The sequence below is a fragment of the Yersinia sp. Marseille-Q5920 genome (assembly GCF_946902935.1).
Lineage (GTDB): Bacteria > Pseudomonadota > Gammaproteobacteria > Enterobacterales > Enterobacteriaceae > Yersinia > Yersinia rochesterensis.
Genome location: NZ_CAMPQA010000007.1, coordinates 152,550 through 172,445, shown reverse-complemented (window position 1 = coordinate 172,445; position 19,896 = coordinate 152,550). Strand labels below are relative to the sequence as shown.

Here is a 19,896-nt window from a genome sequence, read left to right as displayed (position 1 = left end):
CATTGAATTATCACCAATATTATCCAGTCGATGTCATCAACGGCCCCGGCACCCGCTGCACACTGTTTGTCTCCGGCTGTGTGCACGAGTGTGTGGGCTGTTATAACAAAAGCACCTGGCGACTGAATTCGGGTAAACCATTTACCCAAGAAATGGAAGATCGGATAGTTGCGGATCTGAATGACTCGCGCATCCATCGGCAAGGGTTATCCCTCTCCGGCGGTGATCCGCTACATCCGCAAAATCTGCCCGCCATTCTGCAATTGGTAAAACGTGTACGCCAAGAGTGCGACGGCAAAGATATTTGGGTCTGGACCGGCTATACACTGGCTGAACTGACCACCGAGCAGCTACAAGTGGTTGATTTAATTAATGTACTGGTCGATGGTAAATTTGTGCAAGACCTAAAAGACCCTTCACTTATCTGGCGCGGCAGCGGTAACCAAGTTATCCATCACCTGCGGTAATTTATTTTAGCCATTCTGTTCACTATTCCATTCTGTGCTTTCCAATGCGCAGAATGGTGGTGGCTATCGCTGTTCATATCTCCCCCCAAAATACACTTTCCCTTGTAAAAATCGCGTTATCAACCGCGTAAAACTTCATCGTTCTGCCATCTCAGCTTAACCCTACTGTCATTAAAAACCGCCAGCATAGCGGTGAGAAAACTTACGGGCTATCACCATGACCCTCCGCCACCTGCTCATCAATATTGCTACTTTTGTTGTTTCAGTGTGGATGGCTGTCGGGAGTGTTGATACACAGAGAAGGGTTATCTGCCATGCACTTATCTAGACCACCGACCAGTTATCCCACCCGCTATCAACAAATTGCGGCCCAGTTAGAGCAAGAGTTGCGCGGCGCTTATCGCTGTGGCGACTATCTGCCTTCCGAGCAACAATTGGCTGAACGCTATCAGGTGAATCGCCATACTCTGCGCCGCGCCGTCGATGAACTGGTCGAGCGCGGCTGGCTGCAACGCCGGCAGGGCATCGGCATTCTGGTGTTGATGCGCCCTTATGATTATCCGCTGCATGCCAATGCGCGCTTTAGCCAAAACTTATTAGATCAGGGCAGTGACCCCACCAGTGAGCGCTTACTCGCGGTTTTACGCCCCTGTATTGAGCATGTCGCCAAAGCCCTGTCACTGGATGAAGGGACGACAGTGATTCATTTACGCACCTTACGGCGAGTCAATGGTGTTCCGGTCTGCGTTATTGATCACTACCTACCAGATCTAAATTGGTGGCCCGCGTTGCAGCAGTTTAACTCCGGCTCACTGCATCAATTCATCACCCAACATCTACAACAGCCATTAAGCCGTAGCCAAACTCGCATCAGCGCACGCCGTGCTCAAGCCAAAGAGAGCCGCTTGCTCGAAATCGCCACCCACGCCCCACTGCTGTGTGTGCGCACCTTGAATATTCGTGTTGATAGCCAGCAGGTGGCGGAGTATTCCGTCAGTCTGACCCGCGCTGACATGATTGAACTGACCATGGAGCACTAAATGGAAAGTACCTCGAACACGCGGCAAGGCTGGATGTCAGTGTTGGCCCACAGCCAACCGGCGCAATTACTTGCCCATTGGCAACCTTTGAATCTATCACCGCAATATCAAGTCATTCGCGCTCCCGAAATTGGTTTAAACCAATTGCAGGCGCGGATGGGCGGTACTGGCCGCCGATTTATTCTGGGCGATATGACCATCACCCGCGCGGTTATCAAACTCGACGATAACGCGGACACCTACGGCTACAGCTACATTGCCGGGCGCAATAAGCCCCATGCAGAACTTTGCGCCGTGTTGGATGCGTTATTACAGCTTTCAATAATTAACGGTAAACCTGCTGGCCTGAGTGAATTGTTACTGAAAACCGTCATTCACCCACTGGCGGCGATACAGCAAGAACGGCGGGAATTACGCGCCCAAGCTATCGCCACCAGCAAAGTTGATTTCTTCACCTTAGTACGAGGAGAAGATTAATGATCTTATTAACCCATTTCGACCAACCGGTTGATGATGCCCAACATGCTTTTCGCCGTATTCTCAAAGCGTTAAGTGAGCCTGGGGTCTTGATTTCGCTACCCCATAGTCGCGGCTGGCCACCATTAAATCCCGCCGCCACCAGTATTTTGCTGACTCTGGCAGATCAGGAAACGCCGCTCTATTTAGCACCAGTGCTTAACAGTGATGCCGTGCAGCAGAATGTGCGTTTTCATTGCGGAGCGCCCCTGACGGCTAGCATCAGTACCTCCAGCTTTGCCTTATTTGACCATGAGATAACCGAAGATTTGCTGGCTAACTGCCCGGCGGGTAATGAACTTTCGCCGGAGCACTCCACCACGGTCATTCTTCAGGCCGAAAACCTGCATCACGGCGTACCTCTGCGCCTACGCGGGCCGGGAATTGAACACTACCGCACGGTCGCGCCGCAATTACCCTCTGCTGTGCTGAATTACTTGCTTAACCGCCCCGCCGCATTCCCTGCGGGACTCGATTTTCTACTCACCTGTGGCGAGAACCTAATGGCAATCCCACGCACTACCCATGTGGAGGTGTGCTGATGTACGTTGCCGTCAAAGGGGGCGAAAAAGCTATTGCCGCCGCCCATCAGTTACTGGAACACCAGCGCCGTGGCGATACACAAATCCCGGCGGTCGATTGCGAACAAATTGAGCAACAGCTAGGACTGGCGGTGGATCGGGTGATGACCGAGGGCGGAATTTATGATCGCGAATTGGCCGCTTTGGCCATCAAACAGGCCAGTGGCGATCTGGTGGAGGCCATTTTCCTGCTGCGCGCCTACCGCGCCACTTTGCCGCGTCTGGCAGTCAGCCAACCGCTGACCACTGGCAATATGCGGCTGGAGCGCCGTATTTCCGCCATTTACAAAGATTTGCCCGGCGGCCAAGTGCTTGGCCCGACTTACGATTACACCCACCGGCTACTGGATTTCACCCTGATGGCCGCAGGAGATGCCCCGCGCGCCCCCAATAGCAGGGAAGCATCGTCAGAAGATTTATCGCAAGTTTTTTACGCCCATGTGTTTGATTTATTGGCCCAAGAGCAATTAGCGCATGTTGAGCAAGATGACGATACCCCGCCGGAAGATATCACCCGCAATCCGCCGGTTTACCCATGCAATCGCTCGGCACGGCTGCAACAACTGGTGCGCGGTGATGAGGGGTTCCTGCTGGCGCTAGGATATTCCACCCAGCGCGGTTATGGCCGCACTCACCCATTCGCCGCCGAGATCCGCACGGGCTACCTGACAATTTCCATTGAGCCGGAAGAACTGGGATTTGCCATTGATATCGGCGAAATCCTGCTGACCGAATGCGAAATGGTGAATGGTTTTGTCAGCCCAGAGTCAGAACCGCCGCACTTTACCCGCGGTTATGGGCTGGTGTTTGGCCGTGGAGAGCGCAAAGCCATGTCGATGGCACTGATGGACCGCGCCCTGCAAAGCCGGGAATATGCCGAAGATGTCGCCAGCCCGGCACAGGATGAAGAATTTGTATTATCCCACGCCGATAATGTCGAAGCCGCCGGTTTTGTCTCTCACCTCAAACTGCCCCATTACGTGGATTTCCAAGCCGAACTCGAGTTACTCAAGCGCCTGCGGTGTGAGCATTTACTTACTTTACAACAGCCATCCACTCAGCCACTCACTTCACAACCGCAGGAGCCGCGCCATGACTGAAATCCTCGCCGGTTATAATCTGGGCTATCTGGATGAGCAAACCAAACGCACCCTGCGCCGCGCGCTACTCAAAGCCGTGGCCATTCCCGGCTATCAGGTGCCATTTGGCGGGCGTGAGATGCCGATGCCCTATGGCTGGGGCACCGGTGGAATTCAGCTAACCGCCTGTTTGATTGGCCGCTATGACGTGCTGAAAGTGATCGACCAAGGGGCTGATGACACCACCAACGCGGTGTCGATCCGCCGCTTCTTCCAGCGCGTCAGTGGGGTCGCCACCACGGAAAAAACCACTGACGCCACCTTGATCCAGACCCGGCACCGCATTCCAGAAACAGCACTGACTGAAGATCAGATTCTTATCTATCAAGTGCCCATCCCAGAGCCGCTGCGCTTTATTGAACCGCGCGAAACTGAAACCCGCAAAATGCATGCTTTGGAGGAGTACGGCGTGATGCAGGTCAAACTGTATGAAGATATCGCCCGCTACGGCCATATCGCCACCACCTATGCCTATCCGGTGAAAGTGAATGACCGCTACGTGATGGACCCGTCGCCAATCCCGAAATTTGATAACCCCAAGATGCACATGATGCCCGCGCTGCAACTGTTTGGAGCCGGTAGGGAAAAACGCCTGTATGCCCTGCCGCCCTTTACCAAGGTAGAAAGTCTGGATTTCGACGACCACCCGTTTACCGTGCAGCAATGGGATGAGCCTTGCGCCCTGTGCGGTTCGCGCCACAGTTATCTTGATGAAGTGGTGATGGATGATAAAGGCAGCCGGATGTTTGTTTGCTCGGATACTGATTATTGCCAGCAGCAATTGGCTGAGGCCGCTGCACCAGAGGTAAATATCCCATGATTTCACAAGCCGCTATTTTAACATCCATTACTTTAAAAACCCCCGTCGCCCATCCGCTGTTGTCGGTGGAGAATCTCACCCATTTGTACGCGCCGGGTAAGGGGTTCAGCGATGTCTCTTTCCAACTGTATCCCGGCGAAGTATTAGGGATTGTTGGCGAATCTGGCTCGGGGAAAACAACTTTGCTGAAATCCATTTCAGCCCGCCTGACACCGCAACAGGGGCAAATTATTTACCGCCCTGATGCACAGCAAGCACTTGATTTATATCAGATGGCAGAAAGCCAACGCCGCCGTTTACTGCGCACTGAATGGGGCGTGGTTCATCAGCATCCACTTGATGGGCTGCGGCCACAAGTCTCGGCGGGCGGCAATATCGGCGAACGGCTAATGGCCATCGGGCAGCGCCATTATGGCGAAATTCGCCAACAAGCAGGCCGCTGGCTGGAGGATGTCGAGATCCCATTATCCCGTCTGGACGACATGCCCACCACCTTCTCCGGTGGGATGCAACAGCGGCTGCAAATTGCTCGCAATCTGGTGACTCATCCAAAACTGGTGTTTATGGACGAACCGACTGGCGGTCTGGATGTGTCGGTGCAAGCACGGTTGCTAGATTTACTGCGCAATCTGGTGGTGGAAATGCAACTGGCGGTGGTGATTGTCACTCATGATTTGGGGGTTGCCCGCTTATTAGCTAACCGCCTGCTGGTGATGAAAGAGGGCCGGGTTATCGAAAGCGGCCTAACTGACAGGGTGTTGGATGATCCTCACCATCCTTATACCCAATTACTGGTTTCATCCGTGCTGCAAAACTGATTGAGAGCTGACTATGAACTCCCTGCAACTGCCCATGACTCCCCTGCAACTCAAAGTTGAAAATCTCAGTAAAACCTTTGTGTTACACCACCAGCACGGCATTCGTCTGCCGGTGCTACATCAAACTTCGCTGGAAGTCAGCAGTGGAGAATGTGTCGTGCTACACGGCCATTCCGGCAGCGGAAAATCGACCTTACTGCGCTCCTTATATGCCAATTATTTACCCGACAGCGGCCATATCTGGGTGAAACATCAGGGTGAATGGCTGGATATGGTGAGCGCCGAAGCTCGGCAGATTATGGTCGTGCGCCGCCATACTGTGGGTTGGGTCAGCCAATTTTTGCGGGTGATCCCGCGGATCAGTGCATTAAATGTAGTGATGCAGCCCTTGCTGGAGCTAGGGATTGACCGGCAAATCTGCCAACAGCGGGCGCAAGACTTGCTAACCCGCCTCAATGTGCCGCCGAGATTGTGGGATTTGGCCCCCTCCACCTTTTCCGGCGGCGAACAACAACGGGTCAATATCGCCCGTGGTTTTATCGTCGATTACCCTATTTTACTGCTGGATGAGCCGACCGCCTCACTGGACAGCACCAATAGCGCGGCAGTGGTTAGCCTGATTGATGAAGCTAAACAGCGCGGAGCGGCGATTGTCGGGATTTTCCACGATGAAAACGTGCGAAATCATGTCAGTGACCGCCTACTGACCATGACCCCACCGCCCTCTAATGTCAGCACGGAGGTCTCATTATGATCCTCAATAACATTAATCTTATTCTCGAGGATCAGGTGGTCAACGGATCACTGGAAATCCAGCAAGGCGTGATCCGCAGTTTCAGTGATCGCCCGACACAACTTTCAGCGGCTCTTGATGGACAAAATAGCTGGTTATTGCCGGGGTTGATCGAGCTGCATACTGATAATCTCGACAAGTTTTTCACCCCGCGCCCCAATGTGGATTGGCCCGCGCATTCAGCAATGAGCAGCCACGATGCGCTGATGGTGGCCAGCGGCATCACCACGGTGTTGGATGCCGTGGCTGTCGGCGATGTACGGGATGGCGGTCATCGGCTGGATAATCTGCAAAAAATGATTAATGCGGTGGTTGAGAGTCAGCGGGCGGGATTGAATCGAGCTGAACACCGGATTCATTTACGTTGTGAATTACCCCATGACAGCACATTGCCACTGTTTGAAGAACTGATGATGCAGCCAGAGCTTTCATTGGTTTCTTTGATGGATCACTCGCCGGGCCAGCGCCAATTTGCTTCACGGGCTAAGTACCGTGAATATTATCAGGGGAAATATCATCTTAATGACTCGCAAATGGCAGAATTTGAAGAAGAGCAAATCAGCCTTTCAGCCCGCTGGTCAGGGCAAAACCGGCAGGCCATTGCCGCTCACTGCCGCCAACGGGGCATTGCACTAGCCAGCCATGACGATGCCACTGCCGAACATGTGGCGGAATCACAACAATTGGGCAGCGTCATTGCCGAATTTCCCACCACCGAAGTGGCGGCCAGGGCTTCGCACCAACATGGGTTACAAGTTTTGATGGGTGCGCCCAATATTGTGCGCGGTGGCTCCCATTCCGGCAATGTGGCGGCGCACCAACTGGCGACACTGGGCGTATTGGATATTTTATCTTCCGATTATTACCCCGCCAGCTTGCTGGATGCGGCATTCCGTATCGCGCAGGACTCGACCAACAGCTTCACTTTGCCGCAAGCGGTCAATCTGGTGACACGTAACCCGGCCAGGGCCTTGGGGCTGGAGGATCGCGGTGTCATTGCCGAGGGAAAACGCGCGGATTTGATCTTAGCTCGCACCCATGATGGCCCGCAGGGTCAACATGTTTACGTGCAAAATGTCTGGCGGCAAGGAATACAGGTGTTTTGATGGCGCGCTTAATCTATCTAATGGGCGCTTCCGGTGCCGGTAAGGATTGCCTGCTGTCCGCACTACGGGCAGCAATGCCCGTCAATATGATGGTAGCGCACCGCTATATTACCCGCGAGGCCCACGCGGGCGCTGAAAATCATATTGCGCTGAGTGAGCAGGAGTTTTTATTGCGCGCCGAACAGGGATTATTTGCGCTGTGTTGGCAAGCACATCAGCATCATTATGGGGTGGGAATTGAGATTGATATCTGGCTGCAACGCGGGCTGGATGTGGTGGTAAATGGCTCCCGCGCTTATTTACCTGAGGCCCTACGGCGCTATCACGACCAATTACTGCCGCTGTGTCTGACTGTTTCGCCCGCTATTTTAGCCCAGCGTTTACAGCAACGTGGCCGTGAAAACAGTGAGCAAATCGAGGCGCGTTTACAGCGGGCGCAACATTATCAGCAACAACTGCCAGTTAACTGCTTGCAACTTTGCAATGACGGCGAGCTGTACCACACACTGGGGCAATTGCAGCAATTACTGGCAATCGGCTCGTCATCAGAACACACCAAAGAGAGTCAATCATGGAACTGACATTGTTAGGAACCGGATGCGCCCAACAGGTGCCGGTGTTTGGCTGTGAGTGTGTGATTTGCGCCAAAGCCAGAGTGCAGCCCGCGCTACGCCGTAAATCTTGCAGTGCAATGTTGCGTTATCAGGGGGAAACGACCTTGATTGATGCGGGGTTGCCGACACTGGATCAGCAGTTTGCTGCGGGGGAAATTCAGCGTTTTTTGCTTACACATTACCACATGGATCACGTTCAGGGGTTATTTCCGTTACGTTGGGGGTGCGCAAATGCGATCCCGGTCTATGGCCCTGCGGATCCTGACGGCTGTGACGATCTGTATAAGCACCCAGGAATACTGGCTTTTCAGCCGCCATTAAGGGCATTTCACCCGATTAAATTTGGCAATTTACGGGTCACGCCAGTGCCCTTAAATCACTCAAAAATCACCTTCGGCTATTTACTGCAAAGCACCAACAAAATTATCGCCTATTTGACAGATACCATTGGGTTACCGGCTGATAGCGCGCTATTTTTAACCAGTAAAAACATTGATTTACTGGTGCAAGATTGCAGCCATCCGCCACAGGAGCTTTCACAAAATAATCCACCGCCACGTAATCATAATGACGTGACAATGGCGCTCGCCATCAGTGAGTTATTGCAGCCCAAAGCCACTTTACTGACCCACATTAGTCACCAGTTGGATGTCTGGGCGCTCGACAACACACTGCCCGCCGGCATCACTATTGCTCAAGATAATCAGATAATTAGCTTATAATAATTGCTCCCCAAAGTCATTGGAATCGCAGGTAGACAGCCAGTAAATGAATTCCGATGAGCTTACGCCAGTAAGTGATTCGGGTGAGTGAATGCAGCTAACCCCCCTGCGGCTTCAAGTACGAAGGGGATGTTGCATTTGGGCTGATGATAATACTGTCACGCCCTCTTTCGGCGGAGCAAAAGCTTGATCCAGCAGTGCTTGCGCCACATCTTTGGCTTTAATTAAGCGCCATTTATCAGGTAATAAGGCAAATAGCGGGGCGCTGAGACTTTCCATTAATCGTGGTGCCGTGCGCTGACCCGCCAGCATGGACGGCCGGGCGAAAGTAAGTTGTGGCCAGCCCTGAGCTTGCAAATCCCGCTCAGCCTCACCTTTGGTGCGGTTATAAAACAGCCATGAATTTGGATTCGCCCCTATCGCGCTCACTAGCAGGAAATGCCGCGCACCAAGCCGCAAACCGGTTTCACCCGCTGCCAGCACCAGCCGATAATCCACCTGCCGAAACGCCGCCTGACTGCCCGCTTGCTTACGGGTGGTGCCCAGACAGCAAAAAACTAAATCCACTGGCTCATTGAGTGTTTTTAGCAACTCGCCGATATTCTCGCCTTGCGGATTAATCAGTTTATTCATAGCAGCCAATGGTTTACGAGTTGGCGCAATAATAGATGTCACGCGGGCATCCAAACGTAGCAAGCGCAGTAATTCGCCCCCTACCAAACCACTTGCCCCCAGTAATAGTACCTTCGCCATCTAACCTCCCAATAAAAACACTAGCACCACCCAACATGGAGACAATCATCAAATCAATTGTTATGAATAATAAATACCAGAAACACCAGAACATAGCGAAGAAACTATGCCCAAAGTCATTGGAGTTTTGCAGGTAGGCGGCAAACGAACTTATCCCGATGAGCTTACTCAAGTAAGTGATTCGGGTAAGTGAGAGTAGCTAACACCCCTGCAACTTCAAGGGCTAAGGGCATGTATTCCAATACAATTTCTTGCCAAAACCAAGGGTATTATTGGTCATCTTGATTTCCAGCAAATTGAGCTGCCAGAGGGGAGCGGAGGCGACTTTAGCCACTGGGAAACGGCGGCAATAGCGCTGGCGAGCGAGGTGTTCGGCATCGCCCGTTAATTCAGTTATTTCGCCGCGATATTGAATGCCTTTTATCAAGGCCACGGTACGCGGTTGGGTAGCAATGGTTCCGACAACCTGCGGGTTTACCTGCATCAGCTCGCCGTGGCGAGTGTGTTTTTCTGTCATCAGATAAAGCGCCATTTGGGCTTCATCAAAGACATAAAAACAGTTGGCGCACCACATCTCCATACCGCTGCCAGCGCACAGCGTCAGGACATGTTGCTGGCGCAGGAAGCGGGTAATGGAGATCAGATCATCAGGGTTATTCACGTCACTCATATTCACATCACTTTCCAGCTAAAAACAGCTTTCAGTGTACATCAACTTTAGCTCGATTAACTTTTGCCTCTATTAGCTTTTACCTCTATTAGCTTTGCCACATCAGACGGTCGCGTGATGTCAGGGTGTCTGCTGGCAAAGTGGCGAGCACCGCCTGATAGCGTTTGGCCTCTTGTGGATAGCCCCGAGCCGCCTGTAATAACAGCCGCAATGCGCTGTCATAATCAATGCCGCGCAAATCGCGGTAAGGCCACAATTCGGGTTCAGCAATAAAAGGCAGTAAATAATCAATGCCTTGCTGCACATTACGGCCGTCCTGCACCCACTCCCAGCGGCCTATTTCTACATGCTCGCCGTAGCGGCACAGCAGCAAATGCGCCTCCATATTGAATAAGGAATAATGGAAAGGCACGGTGCGCTCCAGTTCCATCCATTGCTTACCGTCTTGCGCTATTTGTGCCGCCAGCCGTTGGGTTATCCCCTGGCGAATAATGGTGGAAACCAGCCCACGATCGCCATAGAACATCGCATTTGCCGCGCGCTGCACGTCATACCAGGTGCCGTGGTTGTTGTGCCAGACATATTCCGAATGGCCCACTTCGCTGTGAAACATCCAATGGTTAAAGTCACGGAACCACTGCTGCAACACCGCGGTATCCTCGGTATCCAGTAGCTTGGCGGGCAATATCAACCCAATAGTATCAATCACCATCCACATCAGCCGGGTATCGATTAACCCCGTCCCACGGCCAGAAACAATGCCGGGGATGGCCTGACCATAATTCAAGTGCGGGTTCATCCGGGTTTTGGCATCTAAAAACCAACAACGGATCTGCTCTGCCGCCACCTGAGCATAGCGGCTATTTCCGGTAAAATAGTAAGCCAGTCCGAGGGTTAGGCAGCGGTCACACATCCGTTCAATGCGCTGCGTGTCGGTATCGTCATTCTGGCTCTGTGGATTGGTATGTCCATCGCGACGCACATAAGGCAATCCATTGGGCTTACGCGGATTCGGCCACCAGTAAGTGCCAAAACTGTAATAATCGTGAATGTCGCCACTGACGGGCAGTAGCGTTTTGTGTGTCACACTTTCCGGCGGTTGATCGCGCAATGCATCGGCTTCACTTAATAACCGGCGCAATGCCGGTTGTAATGGTGAAAATGGCTGCTGCAATACCGCTTTCGCTTTGGCAAGGCAATCCACATCGAGCGTGTACAATTTCATTGGCGTCATGGGCATTGCTTCCTTTATGCAGCCTGACTGGCAACCCGCACGCCAGTGGCGGCATCAAAAATGTGGATACCGGCCAGCTTAGGCTGCAAATACACGGTCTCCCCTGCATTCACCGCCAAACGCTGTTTGAACACCGAGGTAAAGCGGCCCCCACCAGTGCTGCAAAATAGCTGCATATCCGAGCCGGTATTTTCAATCGCGGTAATGGTTGCTTTCAGTGCGCTGGCGTGGTGCGTTTCATCCACCACATTGACCTGCTCCGGACGAATGGCATACACCACATTTTGCCCATCAGTCACTTGCAAACCGGCTGGCAATGTCAGCAAAGAGCCGTCTTCCAGCCGCAGCAAGAATTCTCCATCCTGTTGTTGCTCTCCAGTATTGAGCACTACGGTGCCTTTCAACTGATTGATCTCCGGCGATCCGATAAAGCCGGCGACAAATAGATTGGCGGGACGATCGTAAAGATCCAGTGGCGAGCCGACTTGCTCAATGCGCCCATCGCGCAACACCACGATCATCTGCCCCATAGTCATAGCTTCAATCTGATCATGAGTGACATACACCGACGTGGTTTTTAGCCGCTGATGTAATTCGCGGATCTCGCCACGCACCTGAGTACGCAATTTGGCATCCAGGTTCGACAAGGGTTCGTCGAACAAAAACACTTGTGGGTTACGCACGATGGCACGGCCCATGGCAACTCGCTGGCGCTGACCACCGGACAAATCTTTCGGGAGCCGCTCCAGCAAAGCTTGTAAACCCAGTAATTCCGCCGTAGATTCCACTTTTTTATTGATATCCGCTTTGGACATTTTGGCCATTTTCAGCGCAAAACCCATGTTCTCGCGCACCGTCATTTGCGGATACAGAGCATAACTTTGGAATACCATGGCAATGTCGCGCATCTTGGGTTCAACGTCAGTGACGTCTTTATCATTGATGCCCACCGTGCCGCCGGAGATCTCCTCCAGCCCGGCGATCATGCGCAGTAAGGTGGATTTTCCGCAGCCGCTCGGGCCAACTAACACGCAGAACTCACCGTCAGGGATTTCCAGCGATACATCGCGGATCACATGGGTGTCACCGTAAGATTTACAGACATTTTTAAGTACAACCGATCCCATTTTGTTTCTCCCTAGCCTTTAACCGCGCCAGACATGATCCCGCGATTGAAATGTTTTTGCAGACCCAGATACACGATGATGCTTGGCAACATCGCCAACAGAGTGATGGCAATAAAGATATTTGGTGTGATGGTCTCGTCAGTGCGTAATGTGCCGAGGATCACCGGAATAGTGTTCAAACTGTCCTGATTCACCACAATCAGTGGCAACAGGTATTGGTCCCAAATCATGATAAAGCCGAAAGTCACCACGGTGCCCAATGCCGGTTTAACCAGCGGTAAGATGACGTGGAAGAATATTTGCCATTCACTGGCACCATCAATGCGCGCCGCCTCTTCCAGCTCTTTCGGGATAGCCGCCATAAACTCGGTCAGCACGAAGATAGAGAAAGCCCAACCCACGACCGGCAGGATCATGCCCAGATAGCTGTTGTACAGCGAGGCATCAATCACCGGCAGCCGCCAGTTGATTATCATATACAGCGGGATGGCGATAACTTCTTCCGGCAGCATCATGGTCGACAGAATAATCAAGCTGGTCAGCGAGACCCCGACAAACTTTTTACGGGCTAGCGCATAGGCCGCCAGAGCACTGACCGACACCTGTAAAATGGTGCCGAAGAACACCACGACGATGGAGTTCAGCAGGTATTGCCAGACGCCGATATCCATCCAGGCAAAGATAAAGTTATCCCACGAGAATTGATTGGGCCAGGCCAGCAGCTCCCCCGGTTTTACCGGTGCGCCGCTGAATGCGGTGGCAATGATGCCCCAATATGGGCCGACAAAAACCACCAGCAACAGACCATAAATTACCCAGCGGCCGATACTGTTCCAACTTTTACTTTTCATTACCAGTCTCCGGCTCGGGTTAGTAACGGGCTATACGCTTTTTCAAGGTGAGATGACAAATAGTCAGCACCACAGTGAAAGCGAATAACAGGAAGGACACCGCTGACGCATAACCATAATCAAACTGTTCAAAGCCCAGCTTGTAGATATGAGTCATTATCATTTCTGTCGCATTAGACGGGCCGCCGCCTGTGGTGGCATAGACTTCAGCAAACACCCGGAAACCACGGATAAATGACAGCATCAGCACCACAGAAAGCGCGGGGATCATGCCCGGCAAAGTGACGTAACGCAGACGGTTCCACCAGTTAGCGCCGTCCACATTCGAGGCGTCGTACAAATCACGGCTAATCCCCACCAGACCCGCAATAAAGATAACCATGTTGTAAGGCACGGCTTTCCAGATATGCAGCAGCATCACGGTCCACAGCGCTTGGTCGGTATCGGCCAGAAAACCCTGCGCTTCAATGCTAAACCACGACAAAATGTGGTTGACGACACCGTTGCTGGTCGGGTTAAACAGAATTCGCCACATTTCGGCGACGATCGCTGCACTGGTCACCGCTGGCAAGAAGATTGCGGTACGGATAAAACGCAAATGCCGCGCTGGCCCTTCCAATAGCATCGCTAAGAAGAAAGCGATAAAAGCGGCCACCACCATGGTGACCACCACATATAACAGGGTGTTGAAAACCGCAGAATGCAGTGCTTCATCACCCATCGCGCGGGAAAAGTTGTCAAACCCGACCCACTCATTTGGCTGGTTAAAGTTAACCTTGTAAAAACTCATCACCAACCCTTGTAGCATCGGGATGAATTTAAACCAGGTGAAGATGACCAGTGCCGGGGCCAAGAACAGCCACGGAACCAGATTACGTTTTAGTCGGGGGGTTAGCGTTATCATGATTTACTCACTGCCCTAAGACATTCTGTTTAGCCAACTCATCATTCACTTTCTGATTCACTGCTTTTAATTCAGCAGGAATATCACCTTCACAGTTGGCTAAGATGCGGTTGAAACCTTCAGCAGTGACCTGACGAATTGGCGTCCAGTTAGGTACTTGCGGAATATAGCGGCCATGTTCGGCGTACAAATCTGCAAACATTGCCCAGCGTGGGTCGTTATAAACTGCTTTGGTATCAACCAGTTTATTAATGGATAAGCGCACGACCGGCATATTGTTGCTGCCCATGCCCATGCCGATTTGTTGGCCTTCAGGTGAAATCATGAATTCTATGAATTTCTGAGCAGCTTCTTTTTTCTCGCTACTTTTCATCATAAATACCGTGGTACCTTCGGCCAGTGTTGCCTGCCCTTTTGGCCCTTTTGGCGGCGGGATCACTTCAAAAGCATCTTTACCAGGATCTTTATCAAATAGAGCAATATGGTATGGGCCGGTGACGAACATGCCGCTTTGACCGGAGCGGAAAGAAGGGATGGCATCGGCGGTGGTGGCATTAATCGCGCCCGGCTGTGCCGTTTTGTCACACACCATGCCGCGAATGAAGCTCAGTGTTTCAACTGCTGCGGGTTCTTCTAGTGAGCCTTTAAATTTGCCCTCACCGGCCGGGCGAATGAAGTCACCACCGGCTTGCCACAGATAGGAGCTGATAAACCAGCTGGTGTAACCACGGGTGGTGGAGGCAGGCAAAATAAAGCCGTAAGTATCATTTTTGCCATTACCATCGGGGTCATTAAAGGTAAAGGCTTTGGCCAGAGTGCTGATATCTTCCCAGCTTTTCGGTAACTCTAACCCCAGTTTTTCGCGCCAATCTTTACGGATAAACAAAGCAAAAGTTTGTGCTGAAGTGGGTACGCCATAATATTTACCATCAATATATTGGGCACTCTCCCAAGCGGTATCTAAGATATCTGACCCGCCAATAATATTTTTCGGTTCAATCGGCTCAACAATACCGAGCTGAACAAACTGCCCGATAGCCGCCGCATCGTTGAAAATCAAGTCCGGCAAAGCATTACCTGCCGCAGCCCTTGCCAGGCGCTGTTCAAAATCGGTGGTGGCATTGAAATATTCAATTTTGATGCCGGTTTTCTTCTCAAAAGTTTCAGCTTCTGCTTTATAAATATTTTTTGAATCATTACTGGCGCGTATCCACACCTGTAATGTCTCTGCTGCGTGGAGAGAAGGAACCCCCATGGCTAAATAAGTTAACACCAGCAAAGATTTTATTTTTACTTTTGACATTATCATTTTTGTCTTCATCTTAGCGTCCTCGTTGAAATCTAATTTTTATGAATTTACCCAGAAGTTTAAATAACAGAATAAAATCACGAAACACTCGACAACATTAGAACCCAGAGGAAAACAAAAAACTACACCATAAAAAACAAAACTTAATTCCATTTTAAAATTTATGCTTAAGATCACACTTGAAAAATGAGACAAAATAACAATTAAGTTAAATTAACATTTAAAAACATAAAGTTATAATATTCATTTAAAAAAACAAAAAAACCGTGTAATTATTTAAATTGCCTAAAAAATGTCTAAAATAGAGATTTAATTTGATGCCAATCACAATTTAAATCATTTATTAACAGATGATTTATAATATCGATCTAGATCACAAAAGTCCTAAAACTTTACCCTAGAATTCAAATCCATCTGAAATGAAACAGCGTTCTCTTTATTGATAATGCACTAATAAATTTAATAACCTTGTTTTTTGAAAGGTAAGGAAACTATTCATTAAAAATGAATAAATTAATTAAATTAACCAAGACACTTTATTTTTAATCATGTAAATCATAAAAAATAAGGAAAGTATGATGAAAATGTTGGGTAAAAATAACCTATTACTGGCTATTCTTCTTGGCTCCTCGCCATTTATTTACGCGGCAGAAAGCCACCCATTATTATTAAAGATGAATGATATAAACTATAGCATTGACCAAATTAAACAAAACAATCCGCTATATGAGAAATCCTATAAAAATCTGATAGCTAAAGCAGACATTGCCCTGAAAGCGCCGCTCTACTCTGTCATGGATAAAAGTCTGTTGGCCGCCAGTGGTGATAAACATGACTATTACAGCTTCCCGCCTTATTGGTGGCCGGACCCAAGTAAGAAAGACGGCATGCCTTATTTACGCAAAGACGGCGAAACGAATCCTGATGCCAATAGCGACGCGACTGATAAAAAACGCATGAACAGCTTCAGTGCCGATGTCTATTATCTGGCATTAGCTTACAGCTTTACCGGCAAGCCAGAGTATGCCGAAAAAGCGCGCGATTTATTGGTCAATTGGTTCGTCAACCCTAACACCCGAATGAACCCGAATCTACAATATGCTCAAGCTATTCCAGGCATCAATGAAGGCCGAGGTATTGGCTTGATAGATAGCCGGGCACTGGTAGACGTGATTGATGCGGTGGAATTGATAAGGCCCGCAAATGTCCTCAATGACGCCGACTATCAAGCGATCAAACTTTGGTACAAAGATTTTTATCAATGGATGACCACCAGCCAAAATGGTTTCGAAGAGGATAATTGGCATAATAACCACGGCACCTATTTTGATATGCAAGCCGCCTCTTTTGCGTTATTCAGCGACCAAAAAGCCGCCGCACAAAAACGCTTAGAAATCACGCAACTGCGCCGAATTCCGTCACATTTTGATATGCAAGGCCGCCAAAATGCAGAACTGGAACGCACCCGCCCATGGCATTACAGTAATTTCCATCTGGAAGCCTACAACAAGCTGGGCCGCCTGGGTGAAGTCGCCGATAAAGATATCTGGAACTTTAGCCTTGATGAACACAGTTTGAAAAAAGGCTATCAATATGTCGCGGGCTTTATCAATACCGACCAGGTTTGGCCGTACAAAGACTTGGACGGGGTACAAGATAAAAAAGCCTTGGTCAATATGATAACGGCCGCCCGCGCCTACCCGGCTGACACTGATTTCCAACAGAAAGCGCAATACCTGATTGCCCAATATCCGGATGCCGTTGAAATCCTGCTTTACCCAATAACACAGCCATTGAACACAAAAAAATAAGCACCGCGAGGACACACCAGATATGAAGCAGTTTACGGATCGGCAGATGGCAAAAATCCGCCAGCGCGCTGTGCTACATCAGGAAAATACAGTGCAATATCAAGGAAATCCAGTGCAGCAGCCGGATATTATTGCCACGCTGATTGCGGGTAATCAGGTGATTTTGGACTCAAAAACACAAGTCCCGACCACCGGTATCGCCACCTGGAACCATTACTATTATTGCCCTGATCACGGTGTGATGTTGGAGTGGGATCGCCATTCACCGACTCAACACCGGTGCCCGATAGACTCGCATCTGTTTAGCGGAGAACCCTATGACGGCGCCTGGTGGCGGGCGCTTAATGGCCTCAATGCCAAAGCTTGTAATCAGCTCGGTTTACTGTGGCAACTCACTGGAGAAATACGTTACTTCGAAAAGGTGCGGGATATTCTGATCAATTACGCCCGCTACTATCCTGACTATGAAGTTCACGGGGGGATACCGTACAACGGGCCGGGCAAAGCCAATGCGCAGACATTGTGTGAGGCCAATTGCCTGCTTGATTTTGCATTGGGTTATGACTTTATTGCCGATACGCTCAGTCAGGAACAACGCGACTGTATCGCCGGGCGTTTATTGCGGGAGGGTGCGGATTTCTTAATGCAACACCGCACCCGCCAGTTGCATAACCATGAAGTGAAGATCAGCAGCGCTATCGCGGTGATCGGCTTGATCCTCGAAGATGAACACTATATTGAGTTTGCGGTGAATGCCGAGTATGGCCTGCGTTATCAGCTAGAACATGGGTTGTTCAATGAGGGATTATGGTTTGAAGGCTCGGTGCATTATCACTTTTATGCGCTGCAAGGCTTCTGGTCATTTGAAAAACTGGCCGCCGGTAGCCGCTACAGTCTGCTGGCGTTACCTTATTACCGCGATATGCTCAGCTTCCCTTTAAAACTGCTGATGCCCGATGGCACATTCCCGCGCATCAATGATTGTACTGCGGGTCAAGAGCAACTCAATCATGCCCATTTGTATGAGTTTGCTTTTAAAACTTATGGTAATGATGAATATGCTGCCGCCCTACAGCATATTTATCGCCATGAGCCGCGCCTAAATTTGGATGCTCTGCTGTATGGCGTTGAAGAATTACCACCACAAATGATTGATGTCATTCCAACAGATACACTGCATGCACCGGATTGCGGGCTGACCATCTTGCGCCAACCGCAGTCTGGTCGTGCTTTGTTGGTAAAACACAGCCCTTACGGAGGTGAACACGATCATTATGATCGGCTAAATTTAATTCTGTTTGAGCAAGGGCACGAAATTCTGCCGGATTTAGGCACCACTGGTTATGGCGCGCAGCTACATTATGGTTACTACAAAAATAGCGCCACTCACAATACGCTTAGTATTAACCAGGCAAATCAGCCGCCCGCTGTGCCGGTGATTCATAACTGGCATCAATCGGCAAAATTTAGTTGGTTGGATACAGAGGTAGATTGGCGTAAAAAAGCGCCCGAGTTAGACAGCCATACTCGTGTTCAATGGGATTGCGAAGCTTATCGCGATGTAAAATTCCGTCGCCGTATTTTGTGGCTGGATGACGCCATTATTGACCTCAGCAGTATCATTAATCCACATCAGCAAGAGTGGAGCTGGACACTGCATATTGACGGCATGGCAATGGAATCAGTCGGGGAAAGTACCACCTTCAGTAACAGTGGGCCGATGCAATATTTACATCAGGTTACCGCCCAACCACTTAATGGCGTGATTCAGTGCCACTATCAAACAGCAGCAGCACACCCATTATCACTTTGGCTCGCTGCGGATGCCACCCTATTCCAAGGGCTGGCACCAGCAAACCCGTCAGTGCGTGATATCAGTTATCTGGTTTTACGTCATCATCAACCCGAGTCACTGGTCACTTGCGTATTTGATATGAATAACCACGACCCACTGTTGGATGTTCAAGTGGACAATAATGGCGAGATATTATCCATCAAATTAACTCGTCAACAGCAGGTTATACAGGTAAAAATTCCCTTTACCGACAGTAACCTACCGCTATTCAGTTAATTTTATTCCGGATGGGGCAATCATTGCCCCTCTGTGTCGATACTTATCTCTTTTAGCAGAGACATTCCCAGCACATCCCCCCATAGAAAAGGATTTATGGCGAGAAACAGCCTGATAACGTGATTTAGTTAGCATTTACTGCATAAGATACATATGAATTTATATGCAAAATAAGCGTATAAGTTCGGATGTAACAAATAATTATAGATTAACAAATAAAATACAAAATCTATTAAGAAGCCGCACTCATTGCTGGCAATCGCATAATAATAAACCCGCCAATGTATCTGCCATGTTAAATATAATCTTACTGTATTGCATAACATCCAGTACAGTTTTGAATAAATACCGTTAAAAACGAATAAAAATAGTTATTTATTCATTTTTTAGTCAAAAGGCATTTAAAAATCGGATAAAAACGTGACCCAAATCACAGAACGAATGAGTGTTATGACTAGAATAGCCGCCATCAGTTCATTTTTTGAAAACCTTGTTTAAAACGGCAACCTTGTTTAAAACCAGAAATTTGTTTAAAAAACCAGAGACCTTA

Annotated in this window: 20 protein-coding genes; 13 read left to right on the top strand and 7 right to left on the bottom strand. The window is 49.8% G+C overall.

What is annotated here, in order from left to right; genetic code table 11:
- The first annotated feature begins 2 nt into the window (after window positions 1–2).
- From nrdG to phnP, 11 genes are all read left to right on the top strand, one after another.
- Window positions 3–467, top strand: a complete 465-nt coding sequence (gene nrdG / locus OVO64_RS12425) for an anaerobic ribonucleoside-triphosphate reductase-activating protein (protein ID WP_038636714.1) — start codon at window positions 3–5, stop codon at window positions 465–467.
- Between the two features lie 314 nt (window positions 468–781).
- Window positions 782–1,507 carry a phosphonate metabolism transcriptional regulator PhnF gene (phnF, locus tag OVO64_RS12420; protein WP_032819358.1) on the top strand — a complete coding sequence of 242 codons (726 nt, stop codon included), beginning with the start codon at window positions 782–784 and terminating at the stop codon, window positions 1,505–1,507.
- Window positions 1,508–1,984, top strand: a complete 477-nt coding sequence (gene phnG, locus OVO64_RS12415) for a phosphonate C-P lyase system protein PhnG (protein WP_038636719.1) — start codon at window positions 1,508–1,510, stop codon at window positions 1,982–1,984.
- Window positions 1,984–2,565, top strand: a complete 582-nt coding sequence (phnH, locus tag OVO64_RS12410) for a phosphonate C-P lyase system protein PhnH (RefSeq protein WP_038636722.1) — start codon at window positions 1,984–1,986, stop codon at window positions 2,563–2,565. Before phnG ends, phnH begins: the two co-directional genes overlap by 1 nt.
- Window positions 2,565–3,704, top strand: a complete 1,140-nt coding sequence (locus tag OVO64_RS12405) for a carbon-phosphorus lyase complex subunit PhnI (protein ID WP_267248801.1) — start codon at window positions 2,565–2,567, stop codon at window positions 3,702–3,704. The genes phnH and OVO64_RS12405 overlap by 1 nt, the downstream gene beginning before the upstream one ends.
- Window positions 3,697–4,563: an alpha-D-ribose 1-methylphosphonate 5-phosphate C-P-lyase PhnJ gene (locus OVO64_RS12400; RefSeq protein WP_038636728.1), complete on the top strand. Its 867-nt coding sequence runs from the start codon at window positions 3,697–3,699 to the stop codon at window positions 4,561–4,563. Before OVO64_RS12405 ends, OVO64_RS12400 begins: the two co-directional genes overlap by 8 nt.
- A complete protein-coding gene (phnK, locus tag OVO64_RS12395) occupies window positions 4,560–5,381 on the top strand; it encodes a phosphonate C-P lyase system protein PhnK (protein WP_042562591.1) in 822 nt (273 codons plus the stop codon). The genes OVO64_RS12400 and phnK overlap by 4 nt, the downstream gene beginning before the upstream one ends.
- 34 nt (window positions 5,382–5,415) lie before the next feature.
- Window positions 5,416–6,135, top strand: coding sequence for a phosphonate C-P lyase system protein PhnL (gene phnL / locus OVO64_RS12390; protein ID WP_072103613.1), 720 nt, complete (start codon window positions 5,416–5,418; stop codon window positions 6,133–6,135).
- The gene (gene phnM / locus OVO64_RS12385; protein ID WP_050291553.1) at window positions 6,132–7,280 is read left to right on the top strand and encodes an alpha-D-ribose 1-methylphosphonate 5-triphosphate diphosphatase; all 1,149 of its coding nucleotides are present in this window, start codon (window positions 6,132–6,134) and stop codon (window positions 7,278–7,280) included. The genes phnL and phnM overlap by 4 nt, the downstream gene beginning before the upstream one ends.
- Window positions 7,280–7,861, top strand: coding sequence for a ribose 1,5-bisphosphokinase (gene phnN, locus OVO64_RS12380; protein WP_038636736.1), 582 nt, complete (start codon window positions 7,280–7,282; stop codon window positions 7,859–7,861). The genes phnM and phnN overlap by 1 nt, the downstream gene beginning before the upstream one ends.
- Window positions 7,852–8,616 (top strand): phosphonate metabolism protein PhnP, encoded by a 765-nt coding sequence (gene phnP, locus OVO64_RS12375; RefSeq protein ID WP_038636738.1) that lies wholly within the window; start codon window positions 7,852–7,854, stop codon window positions 8,614–8,616. Before phnN ends, phnP begins: the two co-directional genes overlap by 10 nt.
- 114 nt (window positions 8,617–8,730) lie before the next feature.
- On the opposite strand, the gene OVO64_RS12370 is transcribed toward phnP, so the two are convergent.
- The 7 genes from OVO64_RS12370 to OVO64_RS12340 all read right to left on the bottom strand — a co-directional run bounded on the left by OVO64_RS12370 (window position 8,731) and on the right by OVO64_RS12340 (window position 15,476).
- On the bottom strand, window positions 8,731–9,369 hold the full coding sequence (locus OVO64_RS12370; protein ID WP_050291552.1) for an NAD(P)H-binding protein: 639 nt from the start codon (window positions 9,367–9,369) through the stop codon (window positions 8,731–8,733).
- A 223-nt stretch (window positions 9,370–9,592) separates the two neighbouring features.
- The gene (locus OVO64_RS12365) at window positions 9,593–10,039 is read right to left on the bottom strand and encodes a YhbP family protein (protein WP_038636744.1); all 447 of its coding nucleotides are present in this window, start codon (window positions 10,037–10,039) and stop codon (window positions 9,593–9,595) included.
- 88 nt (window positions 10,040–10,127) lie between these two features.
- The gene (locus OVO64_RS12360; RefSeq protein WP_038636747.1) at window positions 10,128–11,273 is read right to left on the bottom strand and encodes an alginate lyase family protein; all 1,146 of its coding nucleotides are present in this window, start codon (window positions 11,271–11,273) and stop codon (window positions 10,128–10,130) included.
- 14 nt (window positions 11,274–11,287) lie between these two features.
- On the bottom strand, window positions 11,288–12,400 hold the full coding sequence (locus tag OVO64_RS12355; RefSeq protein WP_038636751.1) for an ABC transporter ATP-binding protein: 1,113 nt from the start codon (window positions 12,398–12,400) through the stop codon (window positions 11,288–11,290).
- A gap of 11 nt (window positions 12,401–12,411) precedes the next feature.
- The gene (locus OVO64_RS12350; protein WP_038636754.1) at window positions 12,412–13,251 is read right to left on the bottom strand and encodes a carbohydrate ABC transporter permease; all 840 of its coding nucleotides are present in this window, start codon (window positions 13,249–13,251) and stop codon (window positions 12,412–12,414) included.
- Window positions 13,252–13,270: 19 nt separating this feature from the next.
- Entirely contained in the window at window positions 13,271–14,155 is an 885-nt protein-coding gene (locus tag OVO64_RS12345) for a carbohydrate ABC transporter permease (protein ID WP_005156239.1), read from the bottom strand.
- A gap of 7 nt (window positions 14,156–14,162) precedes the next feature.
- Window positions 14,163–15,476, bottom strand: a complete 1,314-nt coding sequence (locus tag OVO64_RS12340) for an ABC transporter substrate-binding protein (protein WP_038636758.1) — start codon at window positions 15,474–15,476, stop codon at window positions 14,163–14,165.
- Window positions 15,477–16,042: 566 nt separating this feature from the next.
- Here OVO64_RS12340 and OVO64_RS12335 point away from each other — a divergent pair.
- Window positions 16,043–17,275 (top strand): alginate lyase family protein, encoded by a 1,233-nt coding sequence (locus tag OVO64_RS12335; protein ID WP_162928769.1) that lies wholly within the window; start codon window positions 16,043–16,045, stop codon window positions 17,273–17,275.
- Between the two features lie 22 nt (window positions 17,276–17,297).
- On the top strand, window positions 17,298–19,346 hold the full coding sequence (locus OVO64_RS12330; RefSeq protein WP_038636764.1) for a heparinase II/III domain-containing protein: 2,049 nt from the start codon (window positions 17,298–17,300) through the stop codon (window positions 19,344–19,346).
- Window positions 19,347–19,896: the final 550 nt, after the last annotated feature.